This is a genomic window from Caldicellulosiruptor morganii, assembly GCF_026810225.1.
GTDB lineage: Bacteria > Bacillota > Thermoanaerobacteria > Caldicellulosiruptorales > Caldicellulosiruptoraceae > Caldicellulosiruptor > Caldicellulosiruptor morganii.
In genome coordinates this window covers 1,628,743-1,648,140 of sequence record NZ_CP113865.1, presented here as the reverse complement: position 1 = coordinate 1,648,140, position 19,398 = coordinate 1,628,743, and the positions used below count along the sequence as shown (strand labels likewise).

Sequence of the window (19,398 nt, the reverse complement as noted above, 5' to 3'; positions counted from 1 at the left end):
AATGCTGTATTCTAATAATTAAAAAATAGAGCCAGAAATATACCTGGCTTTTTTTGTTTTTGAAATTTTAATACTGAAAGGAATGAATTTGTTGAATATAAAAGAATATACAGATTTTATTCGAATAAGCGGAGCTCAAATTGATTTTGACGCCACCTTTTTCAGTGGTCAGTGTTTTAGGTGGAGAAAAATGGATGATTTTTACATAGGAATTGTGGATGAAAAGATTATATTTATAAAGCCACAGGATGAGTATACATTTGATATTTACAATTGTTCACCTGATGAATTTAAAAAATCTCTTTACTGGTATTTTGATTTAGACAAGGACTATGACCAGATTTTAGATAGGCTGTCCAAACACGACATCATTTTAAGAGAAGCAGTTGAAAAGTACAGAGGTATGAGGCTTTTAAACCAGGAGCCATTTGAATGTATGATTTCCTTTATTATTTCTCAGAATAACAACATAAAAAGAATTCAGCTTCTAATAGAGAGACTTTGCCAGACTTTTGGTAAAAAGATAACCTACAAAGGGTATGTTGCCTGGTCATTTCCAGCAGAAGATAGTCTTTTTAATGCATCAATTGATGACTTTAAACAGCTTGGACTGGGCTATAGAGCAGAGTATATAAAAGATGCTGTTGAAAAAATAAAAAACGGGACTGTCAATTTAAATGAGTTGGTTGATCTGGATGTCCAGGAGGCAAGGCAAGTTTTGAAGAGTATAAAAGGGATTGGAGATAAAGTTGCAGATTGTATTTTATTATATTCACTGCAAAAATACAATATATTCCCGATAGACAGGTGGGTGAGGCGGGTACTAAAGGAGTTTTACCGACTTGAAACAAAAGAACAAATAAAAAACTTTATAGAATCATTTGGAGATTTAGCAGGTTATGCCCAGCTTTTTCTGTTTCACTATATAAGGAATAACTACAAAAATTGAAAACACGAGATTATGGAGGATGCACACCATGATTCCTTATAAGCTGATAATCCTCAGTGTAGCACCTTCTCTGTTTATTGCACTTTATATATATGTGAGAGACAGGTTTGAAAAAGAGCCACTGCATCTTCTTTTAAAGACCTTTTTATGGGGAGTGCTTATAAGCGCTGTAGTTGTACCGGTTGAATATTTTTTAATGGCATATGGCAGAATTTCTGCTTCAAGCAGGATTTCTTTTATTGTGTTTGAAGCGTTTGTTGTAGCAGGTCTTACAGAGGAATATTTTAAAAGGTTTGTTGTTTTGAGAGTTGCTTATGATACACCATATTTTAATCAGCCTTTTGATGGGATAGTTTACTGTGTTTTTTCAGCTGTCGGGTTTGCAGCAATTGAAAATGTAGGATATGTTCTTCAAACCTTTCAGGCATCACCCCAGGATACAATTTATGTGATAGTACTGAGAGGTATTATGGCAGTTCCGGCTCATGCAATGTTTGGAGTGGTGATGGGATACTATTTGGGTTTTGCAAAGTTTGCACCGCCTGATAAAAGCTACTGGTACTTCAAAGTGGCATTGATCCTACCAATGATTTTGCACGGGTTTTACGATTTTGTGCTGATGCTAAATATCTATGGTGCTCTTTTAATTGTTGGGGTATATGAGCTTTTGCTTTTTACCTACTGTTTAAGATTGATAAAAAGAAGTCAGGAGATTTCAAGGCTGTATTTTTAATTTCACTCTTTCTAAAAAGCACTTGTAAAATATACATAACTGTTGTAAAATAATCTTGCGCCTTTATGGGTATAAAAAAGAAAACTATTAGAATGAGGAATAACACAATTTAACATAAATTTTGGCAGGAGGTGAGAAGAATGAAAGAGGGAATCCATCCAGCATACTATCATGATGCAGTTGTCAGATGCGCATGTGGTGAGACATTTGTGACCGGTTCAACAAAGAAAGAAATCCATGTAGAAATTTGTTCAAAGTGTCACCCATTCTTTACAGGTAAGCAGAAGTTTGTTGACACAACAGGAAGAGTTGAAAGATTTATGAAAAAGTATGGTCTTGATCAAAAATAAAACATCAGGTGCGCACAAAAAGGGGATTAGCCTGTGCTAATCCTTTTTATTTTACAATTTTTATAAAGATGGGAAGATGAAGATGAAGATGAAGAAAACTACGATTGGTGGAATGGCACTGATTGAGGGTATTATGATGAAAGGACCAAAAAAGATTTCGGTTGTTGTAAGAAAACCAAATGGTGAGCTTTATAAAGAGGTTAAAGATTTGACAATAGATGATACAAGCACATTCAAGAGAATTCCTTTTATAAGGGGAATTTTCATTTTGTTTGAACAGATGGTTCTGGGTACAAAAGCTCTGATGAAATCAGCAGACATCGCTATGGAAGATTTGCCACAGGAAGAAAAAGAGAAGCAAAAAGACTTTTTTGACAAACTTTTTGAAAAGAAATTCTTTGAAAAAATAGGAATAACTGATATTGCAATATACTTTTCTGTTATTCTGTCGATGGTGCTTGGTGTGCTTTTGTTCTTTTATATTCCAACGTGGTCTGTTGAGATATTTAGAAAAATTGAAATGAGCAATTTTGGGAAAAACATGATTGAAGGAATTGTCAGAGTAATAATTTTTATTTTATATCTCATGCTTGCATCTCAGATGAAGGAGATAAAGAGGGTATTTGAGTATCATGGTGCTGAGCACAAAACAATATTTGCATATGAACATGGCTGTGAGCTGAAGGTTGAGAATGTTAAAAAGTTTTCTACCCACCATCCACGATGTGGCACCAGTTTTTTATTTATTGTAATAATAGTCAGTATCATTGTATTTACATTTTCAGGCTGGCAGTCTGTTTGGTTGAGGATGATTATAAGACTTTTGCTTTTGCCTGTAATTGTTGGTGTTTCATATGAGATAATAAGATGGGCGGGCAGAAGTGAAAGTCTTTTTGCCAGGATAGTATCATATCCTGGTCTGTGGTTTCAGAACATAACAACAAGAGAACCTGATGAAAAACAGATAGAGGTTGCAATTGAGGCGTTAAAAGAGGTCATTCCGGAGGACAAAAGCCTGGATGAGTGGTAGTGGAAGTAAAAGGCTCGGTGATATTTTGGGTGAGGTAAAGAGGACTTTGAAAGCTTCATGCACCGAAGATGGTGAAGATTGCAGCAAGATTTCTATTTTGCTTGTTTCCCAGATGCTGGGGATGGACAAAACAAAAGTGGTGGTAGAAAAGGATTTGACAATTGAAGAAGAAGACTATCAGAGAATAATTTATGCAGCTTTGAAATATGCAGCGGGCTATCCACTTCAATACTGTACAAACAGAGCCTACTTTATGGGACTTGAGTTTTATGTGGATGAGAATGTTTTAATCCCCCGTTTTGATACAGAGACTTTGATAGAGGTTGCAATTGAGATTTTTGAGGGTAAGGAAAATCTTCTTTTTCTTGATATGGGCACAGGAAGTGGCTGTATTGCAGTTGCACTTTGCAAGTTTTTACCCTGCAGGGTTGTGGCAGTTGATATCTCAGAAGATGCTATTAAAATTGCCAGAAAAAACGCAAAGTTGAATAATGTGGAAAACAAAATTGAGTTTATAAAAAGTGATTTGTTTGAAAACATTCCATCTTCATATAGATTTGATGCAATCATTAGCAATCCACCTTATGTATCTGAAAAACAAATATCAGATCTTGACAGAAGAGTTTTAAAAGAGCCCAGAATAGCTTTGTTTTCGGGCGAGGATGGACTCTGGCATTTTAAGCAAATTGCAAAAAATGCAGGATTGTATCTAAAAAATGGTGGGTATATAATACTTGAGGTTGGGTACAATCAGGCAAAGAGTGTAAAGAGTATTTTGCAGAGTTTGGGTTATAAAAATATAGATTCGAAAAATGACCTCAGTAATATAGAAAGATGTGTGTACGCAAGATGGGAGTTAAGCAACATCAGTCAGGGGTGATTGGATGATAGAAAAGCTTCAGGTTATAGAAGAAAAATATTTGGAACTTGAAAAGAAAATAGCAGATCCTGAGATAATAAGTAACCCTCAGGAGTGGCAAAGACTTCTAAAAGAGCACAGCAGTTTACAACCGATTGTAGAGAAATTTAGAGAATACAAAAGGATAATAAAAACAATTGAGGAAGCTGAGGAACTTCTGGATTCTAACATTGACCAGGATTTCGAAGAGCTTGTAAAAGAGGAGCTAAATCAGGCAAAAGAACAAAAAGAGGTTATTGAAAGGGAACTAAAAATTTTACTTTTACCCAGGGACCCAAACGATGAAAAAAATGTTATAATGGAAATAAGAGCGGGGGCAGGCGGTGAGGAAGCAGCACTTTTTGCTGCAGAGCTATTCAGGATGTATTCAAGATATGCTGAGAGGAAGAACTGGAAGGTTGAAGTAATGTCAACAAGCGAAAGTGACCTTGATGGGTTTAAAGAAGTCATATTTATGATAAGCGGTAAAGGTGCTTATAGCAGGCTAAAGTATGAAAGTGGTGTTCACAGAGTCCAGAGAGTTCCTGTTACAGAATCAGGAGGTAGAATTCATACTTCCACTGCAACTGTTGCAGTACTTCCCGAAGTTGAGGAAGTTGAAGTTGAGATAAAAGAAGAGGACCTTGAGATTGATACATTCAGGGCAAGCGGTGCGGGGGGTCAGCATGTAAATAAAACTGAGTCTGCTGTGAGAATCATCCATAAACCTACAGGGATTGTTGTCTCCTGCCAGGATGAGAGGTCGCAGCACGCAAACAGAGACAAAGCCATGAAAATACTCAGAGCAAGACTATATGATTATTATCAGTCTTTGCAACAGAAAGAGATAGAGTCGCAAAGGCGAAGTCAAGTTGGGACAGGTGACAGGAGCGAGAGAATCCGCACATACAACTTCCCACAGGGAAGAGTTACCGATCATCGAATTGGCTTGACGCTTTACAAACTTGAACAGATTCTGGACGGTGACCTTGACGAGATAATTGATGCACTTATTACTTACTTTCAAACAGAAAGATTAAAAGAGGTTAGCTGATTTGCCGATAATTGATTTGACAGAGTGTGCGAAATTACAAAAAAAGGGATGATGCAGAAAGATGGATATACTGTCAATTGGTGGACTGATTTTAGGATTTGGTTCGCTTTTGACTGCGTTTATAATTGAAAAAGGTAATCCTGCAAAGCTTTTGCAGATTTCCGCTGCAATGATTGTTTTCGGTGGGACAATAGCAGCTGTTCTGGTTTCATTTCCGATGTCTGAAATAAAGCTTGCAGTAAAGCATCTTAAAATGGTTTTTATGGACAAGAAGATTGACTTTGCGGGGATTGTCGAGCAGCTTGTTCAGCTTTCTGACAGGGCACGCAAGGAAGGACTTTTGGCTTTGGAGCAGGAGCTTCCTAACATCCAAAACCCGCTTTTAAAAAAAGGCTTGGGATTGGTTGTTGATGGAATCGAAGGTGAGGTCATAAAAGATATCTTGGATAGAGAGGTTTATCTTGCAGAAAATGAACTAAAGGCTGCGGCCGAGGTTTTTGAGGCAGCAGGAGGTTATGCGCCCACAATGGGTATTATTGGTACTGTTATGGGACTGATTTCGGTTCTGAGTAATCTTACCAATCCGGATGAGTTGGGACCGGCTATCGCGGTTGCGTTTGTTGCAACTTTGTATGGTGTGTCTTCGGCAAACCTTATTTGGCTTAACTTTGGCAAAAAGATAAAGACCAAGGCAAAACAGGAGAGGATGCTCAACGAAATTATCGTTGAAGGACTTTTGTCCATTCAAGCCGGTGAAAACCCGAGAATACTCAGAGAGAAAATAGGTGGAATGCTAAACGAAGGTGGTCAGAAAGAAAAACAGGCAACAGAAGCTGCGAGCGCAGCTGTTGGGGGTTGATATAAATGGCAGTTAAAAGAGTTGAAGAACCCGAAAAGGAAAACCATGAAAGGTGGCTTATTACTTATGCCGACCTTATAACACTTTTGCTTATCTACTTTATTGTCATGTATTCAATGAGTAGACTTGACATTGACAAATTCAAAAATTTCACAGAATCACTGACATCTGTTTTAAAAGGTACTGCTTATATATTCGAAAATTCCGGTCCTTCGATTCTTGAAGGTCTGTCGGGTAAGAATGTAAAAGGGACCAATACCGAGGTTGGTGGAACGTCCAAAAACAAGCAGATGACTGAAGAGGAGATTATAAATGATGTTCAGAAACAGGTTTTGAGTCTTATTAAAGAGCACGGTATTGAAGGGAAAGTGCTTGTGATACAGGAAGAAAGAGGGCTGTCGATCTTACTTAAAGATGTTCTGTTTAACAGTGGCTCTGCACAGCTAACGCCCCAGGCAAAAGAGGCTGTGCATGAGATTGCAAAGATACTGGAAAAGGTTCCGAACAATAATATCAGAATTGAAGGACATACAGACAATGTTCCCATTCATAACAGGTACTTTTATTCAAACTGGGAGCTTTCAACTGCAAGAGCGACCACTGTTTTACAGGAAATTCTAAAAGTTTCAAAAGTAAGACCGGAAAGGTTTTCTGTTGTGGGATATGGCGAATACAGGCCAATTGCGTCAAACAAAACACCTGAAGGGAGAGCTCTTAACAGAAGAGTCACTATTGTGATTTTGAGAACAGTTTACAGCAAAGCAGAGCCTGCAAGATAGATGCTTGTATTTTTGTTTATAAGGTTCAGTATTTTACAACAATGCTTATTAATATTTTATACCAATTATAGTAGATATTGATTAATTAATGGTTTGTTTATTAAGTTTTTTTATGGGTTTATGTAAACCTGTCCTATAGCATATGCTGGTGTAATGATATGATGTTTAGAATAAGATGATTACGGAATATAATTGCAAAAAGACTACTTACAATTGAGACAATTTCTGATTTGTGATAAATTTTTTGCACTACTTTTGCTGGAGTGGTTGGAGTTATGACCATGATAATTGATGCTAAAGAGAGAATAGATTATGATGAACTTTCAAAGGCGGCTCAAATTTTAAGAGAAGGTGGTCTGGTTGCATTTCCCACCGAGACTGTTTATGGACTTGGAGCAAATGCACTTTTGAAAGAGGCGGTTGACAGGATTTTTGTGGCAAAAGGAAGACCTCAGGACAATCCATTGATTGTTCATATTTCTTCAATAGATATGCTTGAGATGTGTGCTGAAGTTACCGACAAAAGAGTATATGACCTCATTAAAAGATTGTGGCCAGGACCTCTTACAATTGTATTGCCTAAGAAAAAGTGTATTCCTGATAATGTCACAGCAGGACTTTCAACAGTTGGCATTAGAATGCCGAATAATAAAATTGCGCTTGAATTAATAAGACTATCAGGTGTACCCATTGCAGCACCGTCTGCAAATGTATCTGGCAGGCCAAGCCCAACCGAAGCTCAGCATGTGATAGATGACCTTTTTGGCAAAGTTGATGTGATAATTGACGGTGGCAGGTGCTCTTTTGGGCTTGAATCAACAGTTGTTGACCTGAGCACCTCAAAGCCCTGTATACTGCGCCCGGGTGCAGTGCCTTTTTCTGTTTTAAAAGAGATTATAGATGAGATTGAATATGACCCCTCGGCTTTGAATGGGAATATTTCATCATCACCAAAAGCACCGGGTATGAAGTACAGGCACTATGCGCCGGATGCAAAATTGATAGTGGTTAAAGGTAAAGCTCATAAAAGGATAGATAAGATAAACGAAATAAAGAAAAATTTGGAGGCGAAAGGATACAGGGTTGGTATACTTTGCTTTTATGAGACAGCTTTAAATTTTGAATCTCAGTATAAACTGATACTGGGTAGCATGTTTGACTGTGAAGAGTGTAGCAGAAATCTGTTTTCTGTCCTGAGAAAGTTTAATCAGCTTGGTGTTGATTATATTCTCTGTGAATGGGGAGAGTTTGGAATAGAATATCTTGCACTTGAAAACAGGCTTTTCAAAGCCTCAGCGAACAATGTAATTGAGGTGTTGTGATGAAGAGGAAAAAGATACTTTTTGTGTGCACAGGGAATACGTGCAGAAGTCCTATGGCTGAATATCTTTTAAAGGATAAGCTGAGGAAGATGAATATAGACAATATTGAGGTTGAATCGGCTGGTCTGTCTGCTTTTTTTCCGCAAAAGGCTTCAAAGAATGCCGTATTGGTTATGAACGAGCTCGGAATTGATATTTCTTCTCATGTGTCAAGGTTGATTAGTGAAGATATGATAAAGGAGAGCAGTTTGATTTTGACAATGGAAAAATATCATAAAGAGGCAATAATCAATATGTATCCTGGAGCGATGGATAAGGTCTTTACTCTAAAAGAGTATGTATCAGATAGAAGGGATGACCTTGATGTGGTTGACCCATACGGTGGTGATATTGACGAGTACAGAAAGTGCAGAGATGAGTTAAATAGCCTGATTGACAGACTCCTGACGAAAGTGGATGACATATGATAAAAGTAATTTGTGTTGGGACAGTAAAAGAAAAATATTTCAAAGAAGCTATAGATGAGTATAGAAAACGACTTTCTAAGTGGATAAAAATTGAGGAAGTTGAAATAAAAGAAGAGGATGAAAACAGGTATCCAAATATTGAGTTGCTTTTGGCAAAAGAGGCTGAAAAGATTTTGAAACATATAAAAGATAATCACTATGTAATAGTTTTTGATGTAAAAGGGACTCAGCTGAGTTCTGAGCAGTTTGCACAGCTGCTTCATGAAAAAATCTCAAAGAGTGAGGATGTAGTATTTGTAATAGGTGGTTCAAATGGACTATCAGATGCTGTAAAAAGAAGAGCAAATTTGCTGATATCATTTTCAAGATTTACTTTTCCCCATCAGCTTTTTAGAGTGCTTGTTTATGAACAGGTTTACAGGGGATTTACAATTATTAAAGGGATTAAATATCATAAATAAAACAGGCTGCTCTTTATGTATACGAGCAGCCTGAACATTTTGTTTTTATTGTTATAAATGTATCATGGTACCAATTCCTTTGTCGGTGAATATTTCAAGCAGGATACAATGCGGAATTCGACCATCCAGAATATGAGTACGACCAACTCCATGCTTCAGAGCGTCAATACAGCCCAAAACCTTTGGAATCATTCCACCATCAATTTTTCCCTCATCAATCATCTTTAAAACCTCATCGGCGCTGATTGCCGATATAATCTCAGGGCTGTTTTTGTCGAACTTTAATCCCTCAACATCTGTCATAAACATGAGCTTTTCAGCTTTTATTGCCTTTGCAATCTCAGCAGCAACAGTGTCGGCATTGATATTATAGCTTGTACCATCCTCTCCAACGCCGATTGGAGCAACAACCGGTATGTATTCATCTTTTGCAAGCATCTCCAGAACCTTTGCGTTGATTGACACAACCTCACCCACAAAACCTAAGTCAACTTTCTCTCCGTTTACAATTTCATAATGTTTTCTTGCCTGAATCAGATTTCCATCAATTCCACATATGCCTATTGCTTTTCCACCTTTTTGATTTAACATTGATACAAGCTCTTTGTTTGTTTTTCCAACAAGGACCATCTGCGCAACTTCCATTGTTTGAGTATCTGTCACTCTAAGACCGTTTACAAACTGGCTTTCAACCTTTAATTTTTTCAAAACAGAATTGATATCCGGTCCCCCACCGTGTACAACAATTGGATTAACACCAATGTATTTTAACAGTGTGATGTCTTCCATAACCCAGTTTTTTAGTTTGTCATTTATCATTGCATTTCCACCATATTTTATTACAACTGTCTTGCCATAAAGCTTTTGAATGTAGGGAAGGGCTTCTATTAAAATACTTGCCTTTTCAATCAATTTATCCATCTCTTCATACATTTTTTTGTCATTCCTCCATGAATTTTACTTTTTTCAAAAATACTCTCCGGCCATTACAAGACCTGTTTTTTCATTCAAAGAGAACTTAATGTTCATATTCTGTATAGCCTGTCCGGCAGCTCCTTTAATTAGGTTGTCAATACATGAAATTACAATTACTCTGTTTGTCTTTCTATCAACTTCAAGCCCTATATCAACAAAATTTGTTCCTGTAACATATTTTAACTCTGGCAAACCATCTTCATATATTCTTATAAAAAATTCATCTTTGTAAAACTGTTTGTAAATTTCAATAAGATCATTTTTATCCAAATTTTTCGTAAGTGTTGCATATATTGTTGACAGAATTCCTCTTTTTACAGGTAGAAGATGTGGTGTGAATGAAATATTCAAGGTTTCACCATAAAGAAAGCTGCACTTTTCTTCTATTTCGCTTGTATGCCTGTGTTTTGCAACTCCATATGCTTTAAAATTTTCATCAACCTCACAAAAGCTATAAGCAAAGTCTGACTTTTTACCGGCGCCGGATACGCCCGATTTTGAGTCAATTATGATACTATCTTTTTGTACAAGCTTTTTCTTCAAAAGTGGTGCTAAGCCCAGGATAGCACTTGTTGGATAACAGCCGGGATTTCCTATTATCTTTGAAGATTTGATTTCTTCTCTGTATATTTCACAAAGACCATAGCTGCTTTCACTTATAAGATTTGTATACTTATGTTCACCATAGTCTTTTGAATATCTAGCAAGGTCTTTGTATCTGAAATCGCTACTTAAGTCAATTACAACTTTGCCAAGGTCATAGGCTAATTTGACATATTCCTGTGATACTCCATGTGGAAGAGCACAGAAAACAACATCTGCTTCCTTTATCAGATCGGCGTCAAATTCTTTAAAAGTCAGATTTAGAATTTTTTTAAACTGAGGATTTGTTTTTTCTATAGGAATATCCCTGTTACTGGACGAAATAATTGATGAAATTTCGACATCAGGATGCTTTAACAAAAGCCTTATAAGCTCAATTCCGGTGTATCCTGATGCACCGATTATGGATGCTTTAATCAACTCTTTTTCATCTCCTTAAATTCATAGACTGTTTACTATGCAAATAATTATACATCAATGTGTATAATAATACAATAGCATTTTGCCAAATATTTAAATTGATTTATTCGACAGTGTGGGGTATTATATAACTATAAATGACATTTTTTGCGGGGTAGGTTGTGGTGAAAAAGACAAAAATATCGTTTGTAGTTTTTTTGATCTCCATGTTGCTACTTGTCTCAGCTTTTGCGGCCACCTCTTACAAACTCTTTGTAGATAGCAAGCAGGTTGATTCGGTCAGGATTCTGGAATATAATAAAAGCATTTATTTTGCTCTCTCCGACTTTTTCAGGTATAAGGGATATGCGGTTTCATATGACTCAAAATCTAAAAAGGTTTCGGCAAGAAAATCCAAAGATACTTATGAATTTTATATTGAGAGGACCTATTACTATTACAATAAAACCAGGAAAACTCTTTCTGGAAAGGTCTTGCTCAAAAACGGGAAATCATACATACTGGCAAAGGATATATCATCAATTTTTGGATATTATTATCAGGAAGACAGAGCCAGGAAGATAGTTAAATTGACAGCCAAAAAGGCTGTAGTATCTTCCAGTCAGAAAAGTTCTTCAAATAAAAAGAATTCATCTTCTAAAATTTTGACATCACGGGGGGATTTACAAAGAGCAGTATCGCAGAGCATTTATCTTTCTGATTTGAAATATTCAATTGAAAATAACAAATTCACTTTGCTGATAATTACTTCTGCATCTGCTACATACAAAGATTATGTCTTATCAAATCCTGACAGGATAGTAGTAGATATTTTAAATACAATTGATAATTTACAAAACAATACTATTCAAATTGGCAAAAGTGGGATTTTAAGAATAAGACATGCTTTGAACAAAACATCAACTGGAGAGCCATTTGCAAGAGTTGTTATTGATTATGATGCTACTTTGGTTAAAAACTATAAAATCAGCAAAGCTGACAACCAAATAAAAGTTGAAATTGATTTGCCTGAGGTTATTGAAAATAAAACAAATATAGATAGCAGCAATATAAATCTTTCTGGTAATAATCAGGAAAGTCAGCAGAATAATTATGAAGCCAAAAGCAGTGTCTACATGGTGCAAAAGATTAACATCACAAGCGCAGATAGCTTTTCTGTAGTACAGATGGATATTGTGCCGACGGTTGTAAGTGATATTTACAGGGCAGATGAGTCATTTGTTGTTTTAAATTTAAAAGGCGCTCAATTTAACCTTGACAATGGAAGTCTTTTTCAGGTGAATGATGGAATAATAGATTACTATGTTCTTTCAAATATTGATTCAAACAATGCTCAGGTTGTTTTTTCAACAAAGGCAAATGTATTTGTGATGAACAGGTTTGATAGCAAGTTGGAAGTTGTGTTTGCGAATCAATATGCAAACATAAAGCTTTATAATACAAATGGTCTTGTTATAAGCTCTCCATTTGTATATGACATTAACTACACATATGATACTGCAAACAACATAATAAGAATAGTTAGCAAAAATCCGGTTGCAATCTCAGATGATGTCTACAATCTCAAAGGTACAATTATCAGCAGTGTTTATTCGGTATATCAGGATGATGGTTGCACAGTAACTATTGCGGTTAATCCTGATTATGTAGCTTCAATTAACAAAAGCGAAAAAAACATCATAATCGGTTTTTCACAAAAGCCAAAACAACAGAAAAAGCTTAAAATCTTTATTGACCCCGGGCATGGCGGGTCTGACCCCGGTGCCATCTATACAAAGATTGTCAATGGCAAAAAAATAACATACAACGAAAAGGATTTTAACCTTGATATATCATTGAGGCTCAGAGACAAGCTCAAAAGTCTCGGGTATGATGTTTACATGTCAAGAGAGACAGACAAGTTTGTTGACCTTTATGACAGGACAAAGATGGCAAATAGCCTTAATGCTGACCTGTTTATATCTATCCACAACAATGCAATAAACAATCCTCAAACCCGTGGCACAATGGTTTTGTACAAGGAAAAGAATTTAAATGGTTTTATTTCGGATAAGCAATTTGCGCAGGTTGTACTGGACTATATAGTTAAAAATGTAGGTACGCAAAACAAAGGTATTGTTGAAAGACCCAATCTGGTTGTTTTAAAAACATCAAACATGCCGGCTGTTTTGGTGGAGGTTGCATTTGGGACAAATCAGGATGATTTGAACCTTCTTTTAAGTGATTCTTTCAAAGACGCAGTTGCAAAGGCTATTGCCGATGCTGTGGAGCTTATAAGGACAAATTACCGAAGATAAATAAGGTATGGGCTGGCAGGTAGTTCGAAAGACCAGCCCTTTTGTTTTTTTCAGATCTGCTTTTTGCAAAACACAAATCTTTCGAAAGCTTCTGCAATTGCCCCCTGATTATTTGTAGCACATGTTACAAACTTTGCAAGTCTTTTTACTTCATCAGGCGCATTTGCAACTGCAACACTTACATTTGCAATTTCAAACATGCCAGTGTCATTGAAGTTATCACCAATTGCAAGAACATTTTCTGGATTTATTGACTTGATTTTTAAAAGTTTTAAAAGAGCTTTTTCTTTAGAAGACTCAATATCAAGAATTTCCAGAAATCCATAGTCTTTGTTATCAGATGCATAATATAAAATAACGTTTATGTTGCAGCTTAGGTTTTTAAAAATATCTGCCAGATATTTTAACTTATCATACCTTCCAACAATTCCAATATGACTGATTGGAGATTTTGCAAAATCAAGAAGATTTTTTTGAGGATATGTTGGTTTGTGAAGCTGCCTTCCTTTTACAAAGTTCAAAAAGTATGTATCATGGTTATCTCTCCATTTGTATATCATATGGAAATCCTCTTCAAAACCCAGGACGATATAGTAATCAACATCAAAATGACTTTGTTCTAAAAAGCTCAAAATCTCTATTTTTGCACTCTCTTTTAAATAGTTTTTCACAATGGGCCTGGATAGAATATTATCGAAAATGTAAACTCCATTTGCTAATATTAGATGGCAGGCAACCTGGAGCTTTTTAGCAATCTCAAAAGCAGAGGCACCCCTTCCAGTACACAGAGCTATACTTATACCGTATTCTGTTGATGCTTTTTGCAAGGCTTTTAGGTTCTTTTCGGGAATGTTACCACTGTCATCCAATAGCGTTCCGTCTATGTCGATTGCAGCAAGTTTTATCAAGCTCATCACCTTCTTACCAGAAATATTAAACAAAAAAAGAAGGAAGGTTCTCATATATTTTGGACTTTGTTAACAAATTAACTTTTGCATACTGTATACAAGACAACGAGAATATGCTATAATCTTAATAGCAATAGTTTATCATCACAAAGAGAAAGGGGCAATATTGGGCATATGGAGTATATCTATTTAGCGCTTATATTTGTACCAATTATAGCTGCAGCTTTTGTTTATCTGTTTAACAATAACACGTTCAGAAAAGCTATTGTTTTTTTGATGTCTGCTGTGCTGGTTGTACTGATGGTATTTGCTATTTTGCAGGGTGACAGAGAAGTAAAGCTTTCTCACAGTTTAAGTGTTGCTCTTGAGTATCTTATAACATTTGCTGATTATTTCCTGCTCGCTGTAATATTCTTGATAGGTATAAAACTCAGAAATAACCTCATAAGCCTTCTTGCAGCTTTGCAATTTGTTTTTATGTTTGTGTTTGAATTTAGGGCAGGAAAATTGGAAGTTGAAAGTGTCTTTTATGTTGACCATCTGACTTTTATAATGCTTATGCTGATAAATGTAATAGGGGTACTTATCAGTATTTTTGCTCTTTCATATATGGATGAGCATGAAAAACACCTGCATCTTGAAAAAAGCAGGCAGAATGTATTCTTTGGGGTAATAATGCTCTTTTTGGGTGCTATGAACGGGCTTGTTTTGTCAAACAATATCCTGTGGGTGTACTTTTTCTGGGAGATTACAACCCTTTGCTCATTCCTGTTAATTTCACATGACCAGAATGAAGAAAGTATTAAAAATGCAACAAGAGCCCTTTTGCTAAACTCTGTCGGCGGGCTTTCTTTTGTGCTGGGTATAATATTTATGTACTATAAATCCGGTGCTATTTCTTTGAGTGAGATTATAAAGTCGCAGGATAGCGCTATATTAATGATACCAGTTGCTTTTTTGGCACTGGCGGGATTTACAAAATCAGCACAGTTTCCGTTTCAAAGCTGGCTTTTGGGTGCAATGGTAGCACCAACACCTGTGTCAGCGCTTTTGCATTCAAGCACAATGGTAAAGGCAGGGGTTTATCTGATTTTGAGGCTATCGCCTGTTTATATTGATACGTGGTTATCAAATATAATTGCTGTTCTGGGGGCATTTACATTTGTTGCAGCAGCGCTTCTGGCAATATTTCAGACAAATGCAAAAAGGATTCTGGCATACTCAACAATTTCAAATCTGGGGCTTATAATTGCACTATCATCTATTGCAAATGTGTATTCAATTTATGCAGCAGCACTTTTGATTATTCTACACGGTGTTTCAAAAGCGCTTTTGTTTTTGTGTGTGGGTTCAATTGAGCAGGGCATTGGTTCACGAAATATAGAAGATATGGACGGGATTAAATACAAAATGCCATTAGCAGCATATCTTACTCTTTTGGGAAGTATCTCTATGCTGCTTTTGCCGTTTGGTGTTTTGATTACAAAATGGATTGCAATAGAAGTTTCAACCCAGAATATTGTTGCCATGCTTGAAATAATATTTGGCAGTGCATTTACTGTCGTGTTCTGGACAAAGTTTATCGGAAAAATTCTCTCTGATGGAAAAGATACAAAAAGAATTGAATATTTTGAGGCTTTGCGACACCTGCCATTGATGGCTATATCGATATTTGTAATAATTGTGAGTGCATTTATGGTGCAATTTACAAACGTATTTGTTGTTCCATTTTTTAAATCAGCCTTCGCAAGGTTTTCCGGGGTAAGTAGCAGAGGGCTGAAAGAACTATATATTAAAGACTTTTTCGGATTTAATCCGTTTGTATTTTTTGGAATACTTGTGGTGGGGATAGTAACAGGTGTGATTTTGTACAGGCTTTTAAGACCAAAAAGATATGTCAGGGTTTATATGTCATGCGAAAACGACGATAACTTCAGCTTCAGAGCAGAAAAAGATAAGCCTGTTGAGTTTGAGTTTAAAAACTACTATTTTGATACCCTGGTTAGAGAAAACAACATCACTTTGATTTCAAATATTATTTCAATTGCACTAATTGCTATAATGTTTGGGGTGATATTGAAGTGAAGGAAGTCTATCTAATTTTGCTTACAGTAGTAATAGCACCAATCATTGGTGGGTTATTGAGTGGTATTGATAGAAAAATCACTGCACGTATGCAAAATAGATTTGGTCCACCCATATTGCAACCATTTTATGATTTGTTCAAGCTGTTTTCAAAAGAGACAATTGTTGTATCAAATACCCAGATTCTTTATGCATTTCTCTTTTTAGTATTCAATGTGGTTGCACTTGTTATGTTTGTTTTGAAGATGGATTTGCTTTTGATTTTATTTGTGCTTGCTTTTGCTGTGACAGCATTAATTCTGGGTGCGATATCTACAAACTCACCTTACTCAAGGATTGGTGCTCACAGAGAGCTGATTTCTGTGCTTGCTTATGAACCGGTTTTAATAGCTGTGATAATTGGAATTTATTTGGTCACTGGCAGCTTTAAGGTATACGATGCAATAAAGTATCCAGGGTTTTTGATACTGGATCTTCCATTTATATTTATAGCATTAACCTATGTACTTACAATAAAGCTCAGAAAATCTCCGTTTGATTTGTCAACATCGCACCATGCGCATCAGGAGATTGTAAAAGGTATTACAACAGAGTTTGCAGGTCCTGTTCTGGGGCTGATTGAGCTTGGGCACTGGTATGAGCTTGTTCTTTTGCTTCTTTTAATAGGTTTATTTTTTGCAAAGAATATAGCAGTTGCAATTTTTGCAATGGTTTTATGCTACTTTTTGGAGATTTTGATTGATAACATATCAGCAAGACTCACATGGAGAATAATGCTAAAATTTACATGGTCAATTGCTCTGGGTCTTGCTTTGGTAAATCTCATCTGGGTATATATAAAATACAGAGTATTATAAGAAGACAAAGGTGGGATAGTGAGTGATTTTTAAAAAGGCTCTGAAAAAATCACCATGGATTATTCACTATGATTGTAACAGCTGTAATGGCTGTGATATAGAGATTTTATCAACACTTACTCCTGTATATGATGTTGAGAGGTTTGGAATTATAAATGTAGGAAATCCGAAGCATGCTGATATACTTGTTGTCTCAGGTTCAGTGAACCACAGAAATGCAAGGGTTTTAAAAAATATATACGATCAGATGCCACACCCAAAAGCGGTTGTGGCAATAGGGGCTTGTGCGTGTTCAGGTGGAATTTTTAAAGAGTGCTACAACACTCTGGGCGGAGCAGACACTGTCATCCCTGTTGATGTGTATGTTCCCGGGTGTGCACCGCGACCTGAAGCTATTATGGAGGGCATTTTAAAAGCTGCGGATATCCTGGAAGAAAAGAAAAAGAATATGAAAAAGGGTGAGATTTTGAATGCTGCAAAATCTTAAAGAGATACAGAAAGAGGATTTGAAAAAAGAGGTATTTGAACTCAAATCAAGCGGGCACAGGTTTGTCACAGCAACCTGTGTTGATCTGGGAGATGGCAGATTTGATATAATATATCACTTTGATAAGGATTATGAGCTTAAAAACCTGAGGGTGACTGTAGAAAATGGCGAGAAAATACCATCAATTTCAGATGTATACTTTGCAGCTGTGTTTGTTGAAAATGAAATCAAGGATTTGTTTGGTATAGAGTTTGAAAATCTTCTGATTGACTATGAAGGAAAGTTCATGATAACAGATGAGCTTGAAAGTCCTATGCGCAAAAAGCCAGTTGTGAAGGTCAAGAAAGGGGAGTAAGAAAGCTTTGGGAAAAAGGACAGTAGTTCCATTTGGACCGCAGCATCCTGTGCTGCCGGAGCCGCTTCAACTGAGGCTTGTGCTGGAAGATGAAAAGGTTGTAGAGGCAATCCCTGCAATTGGGTATGTTCACAGAGGGCTTGAAAAGCTTGCCGAAGAGAAGGACATTAACCAGAACATATATGTAGTTGAAAGGGTTTGCGGGATTTGTTCTTTCCAGCAGGCACTCGCTTACTGCCAGGGTATTGAAGAGTTGATGGGTGTTGAAGTCCCGGAAAGAGCAAAATACCTGCGTGTCATCTGGTCAGAGCTTCACAGGCTTCACAGCCACCATCTGTGGCTCGGGCTTTTAGCAGATGCATTTGGTTTTGAAAGCCTGTTTATGCAGTGCTGGCGAAACAGAGAACTTGTAATGGATCTGATGGAGGCAACAGCAGGTTCAAGGGTTATAATATCAACAAACATCATTGGCGGTGTGAGGCGAGATATAGACCAGGATAAACAGAAGTTTATTCTGGACAACCTTGCAAAGCTTGAAGAGGAGCTAAAGAAGATCGAAGGTGCGTTTTTGAACGACTACACTGTCAAAAAAAGGCTTGTAGGAGTAGGTGTGCTTTCGAAAGAAGAAGCGTATGAACTTGGTTGTGTTGGACCGATGGCAAGGGCAAGTGGAATCAATATGGATTTGCGGACAACAGGTTATGCTGCATATGGCGAACTTGACTTTGAACCTGTGGTAGAGTCCGACGGAGATTGCTATGCAAGATTAAAAGTAAGGCTCAGGGAATGCTATCAGTCAATTGACCTTATAAGACAGGCAATCTCCAAGATGCCAGAAGGTGAGATATCAACACCTGTAAAGGGGTTTCCCAATGGTGAAGTAATATCAAGAGTTGAACAGCCAAGAGGCGAGGATGTTTACTATATTAAAGCAAATGGGACCAAAAACTTGGAAAGGCTCAGAATAAGAACACCAACTTTTGCCAACATTCCTGCGCTTGTAAAAATGCTACAGGGTGTTGATTTTGCAGAAGTTCCAATGCTTGTTTTGACAATTGATCCGTGTATTTCATGTACAGAAAGGTAAAAAGCCAGGAAAGAGGGATGAATGCGAAGATGTTTGGGATGGTCAAAAATGTGCTGAACAATCTATTTTCAAAACCTGCAACACGGCTCTATCCCAAGGAGAAAAGACCTTTTTTTAAAGGGACAAGAGGGAGTCTTGAAATTGAAATAGAAAAGTGTATTTTTTGTGGCATTTGTCAGAGAAAGTGTCCGGCAAATGCCATTACAGTTGACAGAAGTTCAAAGACATGGCAGCTAAACCAGTACAAGTGTGTACTTTGCAATGTATGTGTTGAGTCCTGCCCAAAAAAGTGTTTAATTTCAAAAGAACAGTTCAATAATCCTACAACTTACAAAGAGCTTTATATTCAAAAGCAGGAAGCACAGGAAGCTGCTCAAGAAAAGGAGATAAAGGTTGCAGGTGTTAGCAGTTCATAAAGAAAG

Annotated in this window: 21 protein-coding genes; 18 read left to right on the top strand and 3 right to left on the bottom strand. The window is 36.8% G+C overall.

Features of this window, described 5'->3' with window-relative positions; translation table 11 throughout:
• Positions 1-91: 91 nt before the first annotated feature.
• The 11 genes from OTK00_RS08225 to rlmH all read left to right on the top strand — a co-directional run bounded on the left by OTK00_RS08225 (position 92) and on the right by rlmH (position 8,902).
• Positions 92-949: a DNA-3-methyladenine glycosylase family protein gene (locus OTK00_RS08225; protein ID WP_045169825.1), complete on the top strand. Its 858-nt coding sequence runs from the start codon at positions 92-94 to the stop codon at positions 947-949.
• A gap of 28 nt (positions 950-977) precedes the next feature.
• Positions 978-1,682 (top strand): PrsW family intramembrane metalloprotease, encoded by a 705-nt coding sequence (locus tag OTK00_RS08220; protein ID WP_045169824.1) that lies wholly within the window; start codon positions 978-980, stop codon positions 1,680-1,682.
• A gap of 140 nt (positions 1,683-1,822) precedes the next feature.
• Positions 1,823-2,032 (top strand): 50S ribosomal protein L31, encoded by a 210-nt coding sequence (rpmE, locus tag OTK00_RS08215; protein ID WP_045169823.1) that lies wholly within the window; start codon positions 1,823-1,825, stop codon positions 2,030-2,032.
• Between the two features lie 88 nt (positions 2,033-2,120).
• Complete coding sequence (locus OTK00_RS08210) at positions 2,121-3,062, top strand: DUF1385 domain-containing protein (protein WP_045170209.1); 942 nt, start codon at positions 2,121-2,123, stop codon at positions 3,060-3,062.
• Positions 3,052-3,942 (top strand): peptide chain release factor N(5)-glutamine methyltransferase, encoded by an 891-nt coding sequence (gene prmC, locus OTK00_RS08205; RefSeq protein ID WP_052670916.1) that lies wholly within the window; start codon positions 3,052-3,054, stop codon positions 3,940-3,942. The genes OTK00_RS08210 and prmC overlap by 11 nt, the downstream gene beginning before the upstream one ends.
• A 4-nt stretch (positions 3,943-3,946) precedes the next feature.
• Positions 3,947-5,014: a peptide chain release factor 1 gene (prfA, locus tag OTK00_RS08200; protein ID WP_045169822.1), complete on the top strand. Its 1,068-nt coding sequence runs from the start codon at positions 3,947-3,949 to the stop codon at positions 5,012-5,014.
• A gap of 61 nt (positions 5,015-5,075) precedes the next feature.
• Positions 5,076-5,873, top strand: a complete 798-nt coding sequence (locus OTK00_RS08195) for a flagellar motor protein (RefSeq protein ID WP_045169821.1) — start codon at positions 5,076-5,078, stop codon at positions 5,871-5,873.
• A 5-nt stretch (positions 5,874-5,878) separates the two neighbouring features.
• Entirely contained in the window at positions 5,879-6,652 is a 774-nt protein-coding gene (locus tag OTK00_RS08190) for an OmpA family protein (RefSeq protein WP_045169820.1), read from the top strand.
• 275 nt (positions 6,653-6,927) lie between these two features.
• Positions 6,928-7,974, top strand: coding sequence for an L-threonylcarbamoyladenylate synthase (locus tag OTK00_RS08185; RefSeq protein WP_045169819.1), 1,047 nt, complete (start codon positions 6,928-6,930; stop codon positions 7,972-7,974).
• Positions 7,974-8,441: a low molecular weight protein arginine phosphatase gene (locus OTK00_RS08180; RefSeq protein ID WP_045169818.1), complete on the top strand. Its 468-nt coding sequence runs from the start codon at positions 7,974-7,976 to the stop codon at positions 8,439-8,441. The genes OTK00_RS08185 and OTK00_RS08180 overlap by 1 nt, the downstream gene beginning before the upstream one ends.
• On the top strand, positions 8,438-8,902 hold the full coding sequence (rlmH, locus tag OTK00_RS08175; protein ID WP_045169817.1) for a 23S rRNA (pseudouridine(1915)-N(3))-methyltransferase RlmH: 465 nt from the start codon (positions 8,438-8,440) through the stop codon (positions 8,900-8,902). Before OTK00_RS08180 ends, rlmH begins: the two co-directional genes overlap by 4 nt.
• 51 nt (positions 8,903-8,953) lie before the next feature.
• Here the strand turns inward: rlmH and argB are convergent, their stop codons facing one another.
• Together argB and argC are read right to left on the bottom strand one after the other, a co-directional pair.
• Positions 8,954-9,835, bottom strand: a complete 882-nt coding sequence (argB, locus tag OTK00_RS08170) for an acetylglutamate kinase (RefSeq protein WP_045169816.1) — start codon at positions 9,833-9,835, stop codon at positions 8,954-8,956.
• Positions 9,836-9,868: 33 nt separating this feature from the next.
• Positions 9,869-10,900, bottom strand: coding sequence for an N-acetyl-gamma-glutamyl-phosphate reductase (argC, locus tag OTK00_RS08165; RefSeq protein ID WP_045169815.1), 1,032 nt, complete (start codon positions 10,898-10,900; stop codon positions 9,869-9,871).
• Between the two features lie 164 nt (positions 10,901-11,064).
• Between argC and OTK00_RS08160 the strand changes: the two genes are divergently transcribed.
• On the top strand, positions 11,065-13,197 hold the full coding sequence (locus OTK00_RS08160; protein WP_045169814.1) for an N-acetylmuramoyl-L-alanine amidase: 2,133 nt from the start codon (positions 11,065-11,067) through the stop codon (positions 13,195-13,197).
• 50 nt (positions 13,198-13,247) lie between these two features.
• Here OTK00_RS08160 and OTK00_RS08155 read toward each other — a convergent pair whose 3' ends face one another.
• Complete coding sequence (locus OTK00_RS08155; protein ID WP_268760761.1) at positions 13,248-14,111, bottom strand: Cof-type HAD-IIB family hydrolase; 864 nt, start codon at positions 14,109-14,111, stop codon at positions 13,248-13,250.
• A gap of 168 nt (positions 14,112-14,279) precedes the next feature.
• On the opposite strand from OTK00_RS08155, the gene OTK00_RS08150 reads away from it, so the two are divergent.
• From OTK00_RS08150 to OTK00_RS08125, 6 genes are read left to right on the top strand one after another with little or no spacing between them, the layout of a single operon-like run.
• On the top strand, positions 14,280-16,190 hold the full coding sequence (locus OTK00_RS08150; RefSeq protein WP_045169812.1) for an NADH-quinone oxidoreductase subunit 5 family protein: 1,911 nt from the start codon (positions 14,280-14,282) through the stop codon (positions 16,188-16,190).
• Positions 16,187-17,047 carry a respiratory chain complex I subunit 1 family protein gene (locus tag OTK00_RS08145; RefSeq protein WP_045169811.1) on the top strand — a complete coding sequence of 287 codons (861 nt, stop codon included), beginning with the start codon at positions 16,187-16,189 and terminating at the stop codon, positions 17,045-17,047. Before OTK00_RS08150 ends, OTK00_RS08145 begins: the two co-directional genes overlap by 4 nt.
• Before the next feature lie 22 nt (positions 17,048-17,069).
• Complete coding sequence (locus tag OTK00_RS08140; RefSeq protein ID WP_045169810.1) at positions 17,070-17,534, top strand: NADH-quinone oxidoreductase subunit B family protein; 465 nt, start codon at positions 17,070-17,072, stop codon at positions 17,532-17,534.
• Positions 17,518-17,889, top strand: coding sequence for an NADH-quinone oxidoreductase subunit C (locus OTK00_RS08135; RefSeq protein ID WP_045169809.1), 372 nt, complete (start codon positions 17,518-17,520; stop codon positions 17,887-17,889). The genes OTK00_RS08140 and OTK00_RS08135 overlap by 17 nt, the downstream gene beginning before the upstream one ends.
• 7 nt (positions 17,890-17,896) lie before the next feature.
• Entirely contained in the window at positions 17,897-18,976 is a 1,080-nt protein-coding gene (locus OTK00_RS08130; RefSeq protein ID WP_045169808.1) for a hydrogenase large subunit, read from the top strand.
• A 29-nt stretch (positions 18,977-19,005) separates the two neighbouring features.
• A complete protein-coding gene (locus OTK00_RS08125) occupies positions 19,006-19,392 on the top strand; it encodes a 4Fe-4S binding protein (RefSeq protein WP_045169807.1) in 387 nt (128 codons plus the stop codon).
• The last annotated feature ends 6 nt before the right edge of the window (positions 19,393-19,398 follow it).

What these genes read in the sequence shown, in the direction of transcription:
- OTK00_RS08185 (WP_045169819.1), top strand. Translation starts at nt 6,928, where the DNA reads ATGACCATGATAATTGATGCTAAAGAGAGAATAGATTATGATGAACTT.
- OTK00_RS08150 (WP_045169812.1), top strand. Translation starts at nt 14,280, where the DNA reads ATGGAGTATATCTATTTAGCGCTTATATTTGTACCAATTATAGCTGCA.
- OTK00_RS08135 (WP_045169809.1), top strand. Translation starts at nt 17,518, where the DNA reads ATGCTGCAAAATCTTAAAGAGATACAGAAAGAGGATTTGAAAAAAGAG.
- prmC (WP_052670916.1), top strand. Translation starts at nt 3,052, where the DNA reads ATGAGTGGTAGTGGAAGTAAAAGGCTCGGTGATATTTTGGGTGAGGTA.
- argB (WP_045169816.1), bottom strand. Translation starts at nt 9,835, where the DNA reads ATGTATGAAGAGATGGATAAATTGATTGAAAAGGCAAGTATTTTAATA.
- OTK00_RS08180 (WP_045169818.1), top strand. Translation starts at nt 7,974, where the DNA reads ATGAAGAGGAAAAAGATACTTTTTGTGTGCACAGGGAATACGTGCAGA.
- OTK00_RS08125 (WP_045169807.1), top strand. Translation starts at nt 19,006, where the DNA reads ATGTTTGGGATGGTCAAAAATGTGCTGAACAATCTATTTTCAAAACCT.
- OTK00_RS08155 (WP_268760761.1), bottom strand. Translation starts at nt 14,111, where the DNA reads ATGAGCTTGATAAAACTTGCTGCAATCGACATAGACGGAACGCTATTG.
- OTK00_RS08195 (WP_045169821.1), top strand. Translation starts at nt 5,076, where the DNA reads ATGGATATACTGTCAATTGGTGGACTGATTTTAGGATTTGGTTCGCTT.
- rlmH (WP_045169817.1), top strand. Translation starts at nt 8,438, where the DNA reads ATGATAAAAGTAATTTGTGTTGGGACAGTAAAAGAAAAATATTTCAAA.
- prfA (WP_045169822.1), top strand. Translation starts at nt 3,947, where the DNA reads ATGATAGAAAAGCTTCAGGTTATAGAAGAAAAATATTTGGAACTTGAA.
- OTK00_RS08220 (WP_045169824.1), top strand. Translation starts at nt 978, where the DNA reads ATGATTCCTTATAAGCTGATAATCCTCAGTGTAGCACCTTCTCTGTTT.
- OTK00_RS08210 (WP_045170209.1), top strand. Translation starts at nt 2,121, where the DNA reads ATGAAGAAAACTACGATTGGTGGAATGGCACTGATTGAGGGTATTATG.
- OTK00_RS08190 (WP_045169820.1), top strand. Translation starts at nt 5,879, where the DNA reads ATGGCAGTTAAAAGAGTTGAAGAACCCGAAAAGGAAAACCATGAAAGG.
- rpmE (WP_045169823.1), top strand. Translation starts at nt 1,823, where the DNA reads ATGAAAGAGGGAATCCATCCAGCATACTATCATGATGCAGTTGTCAGA.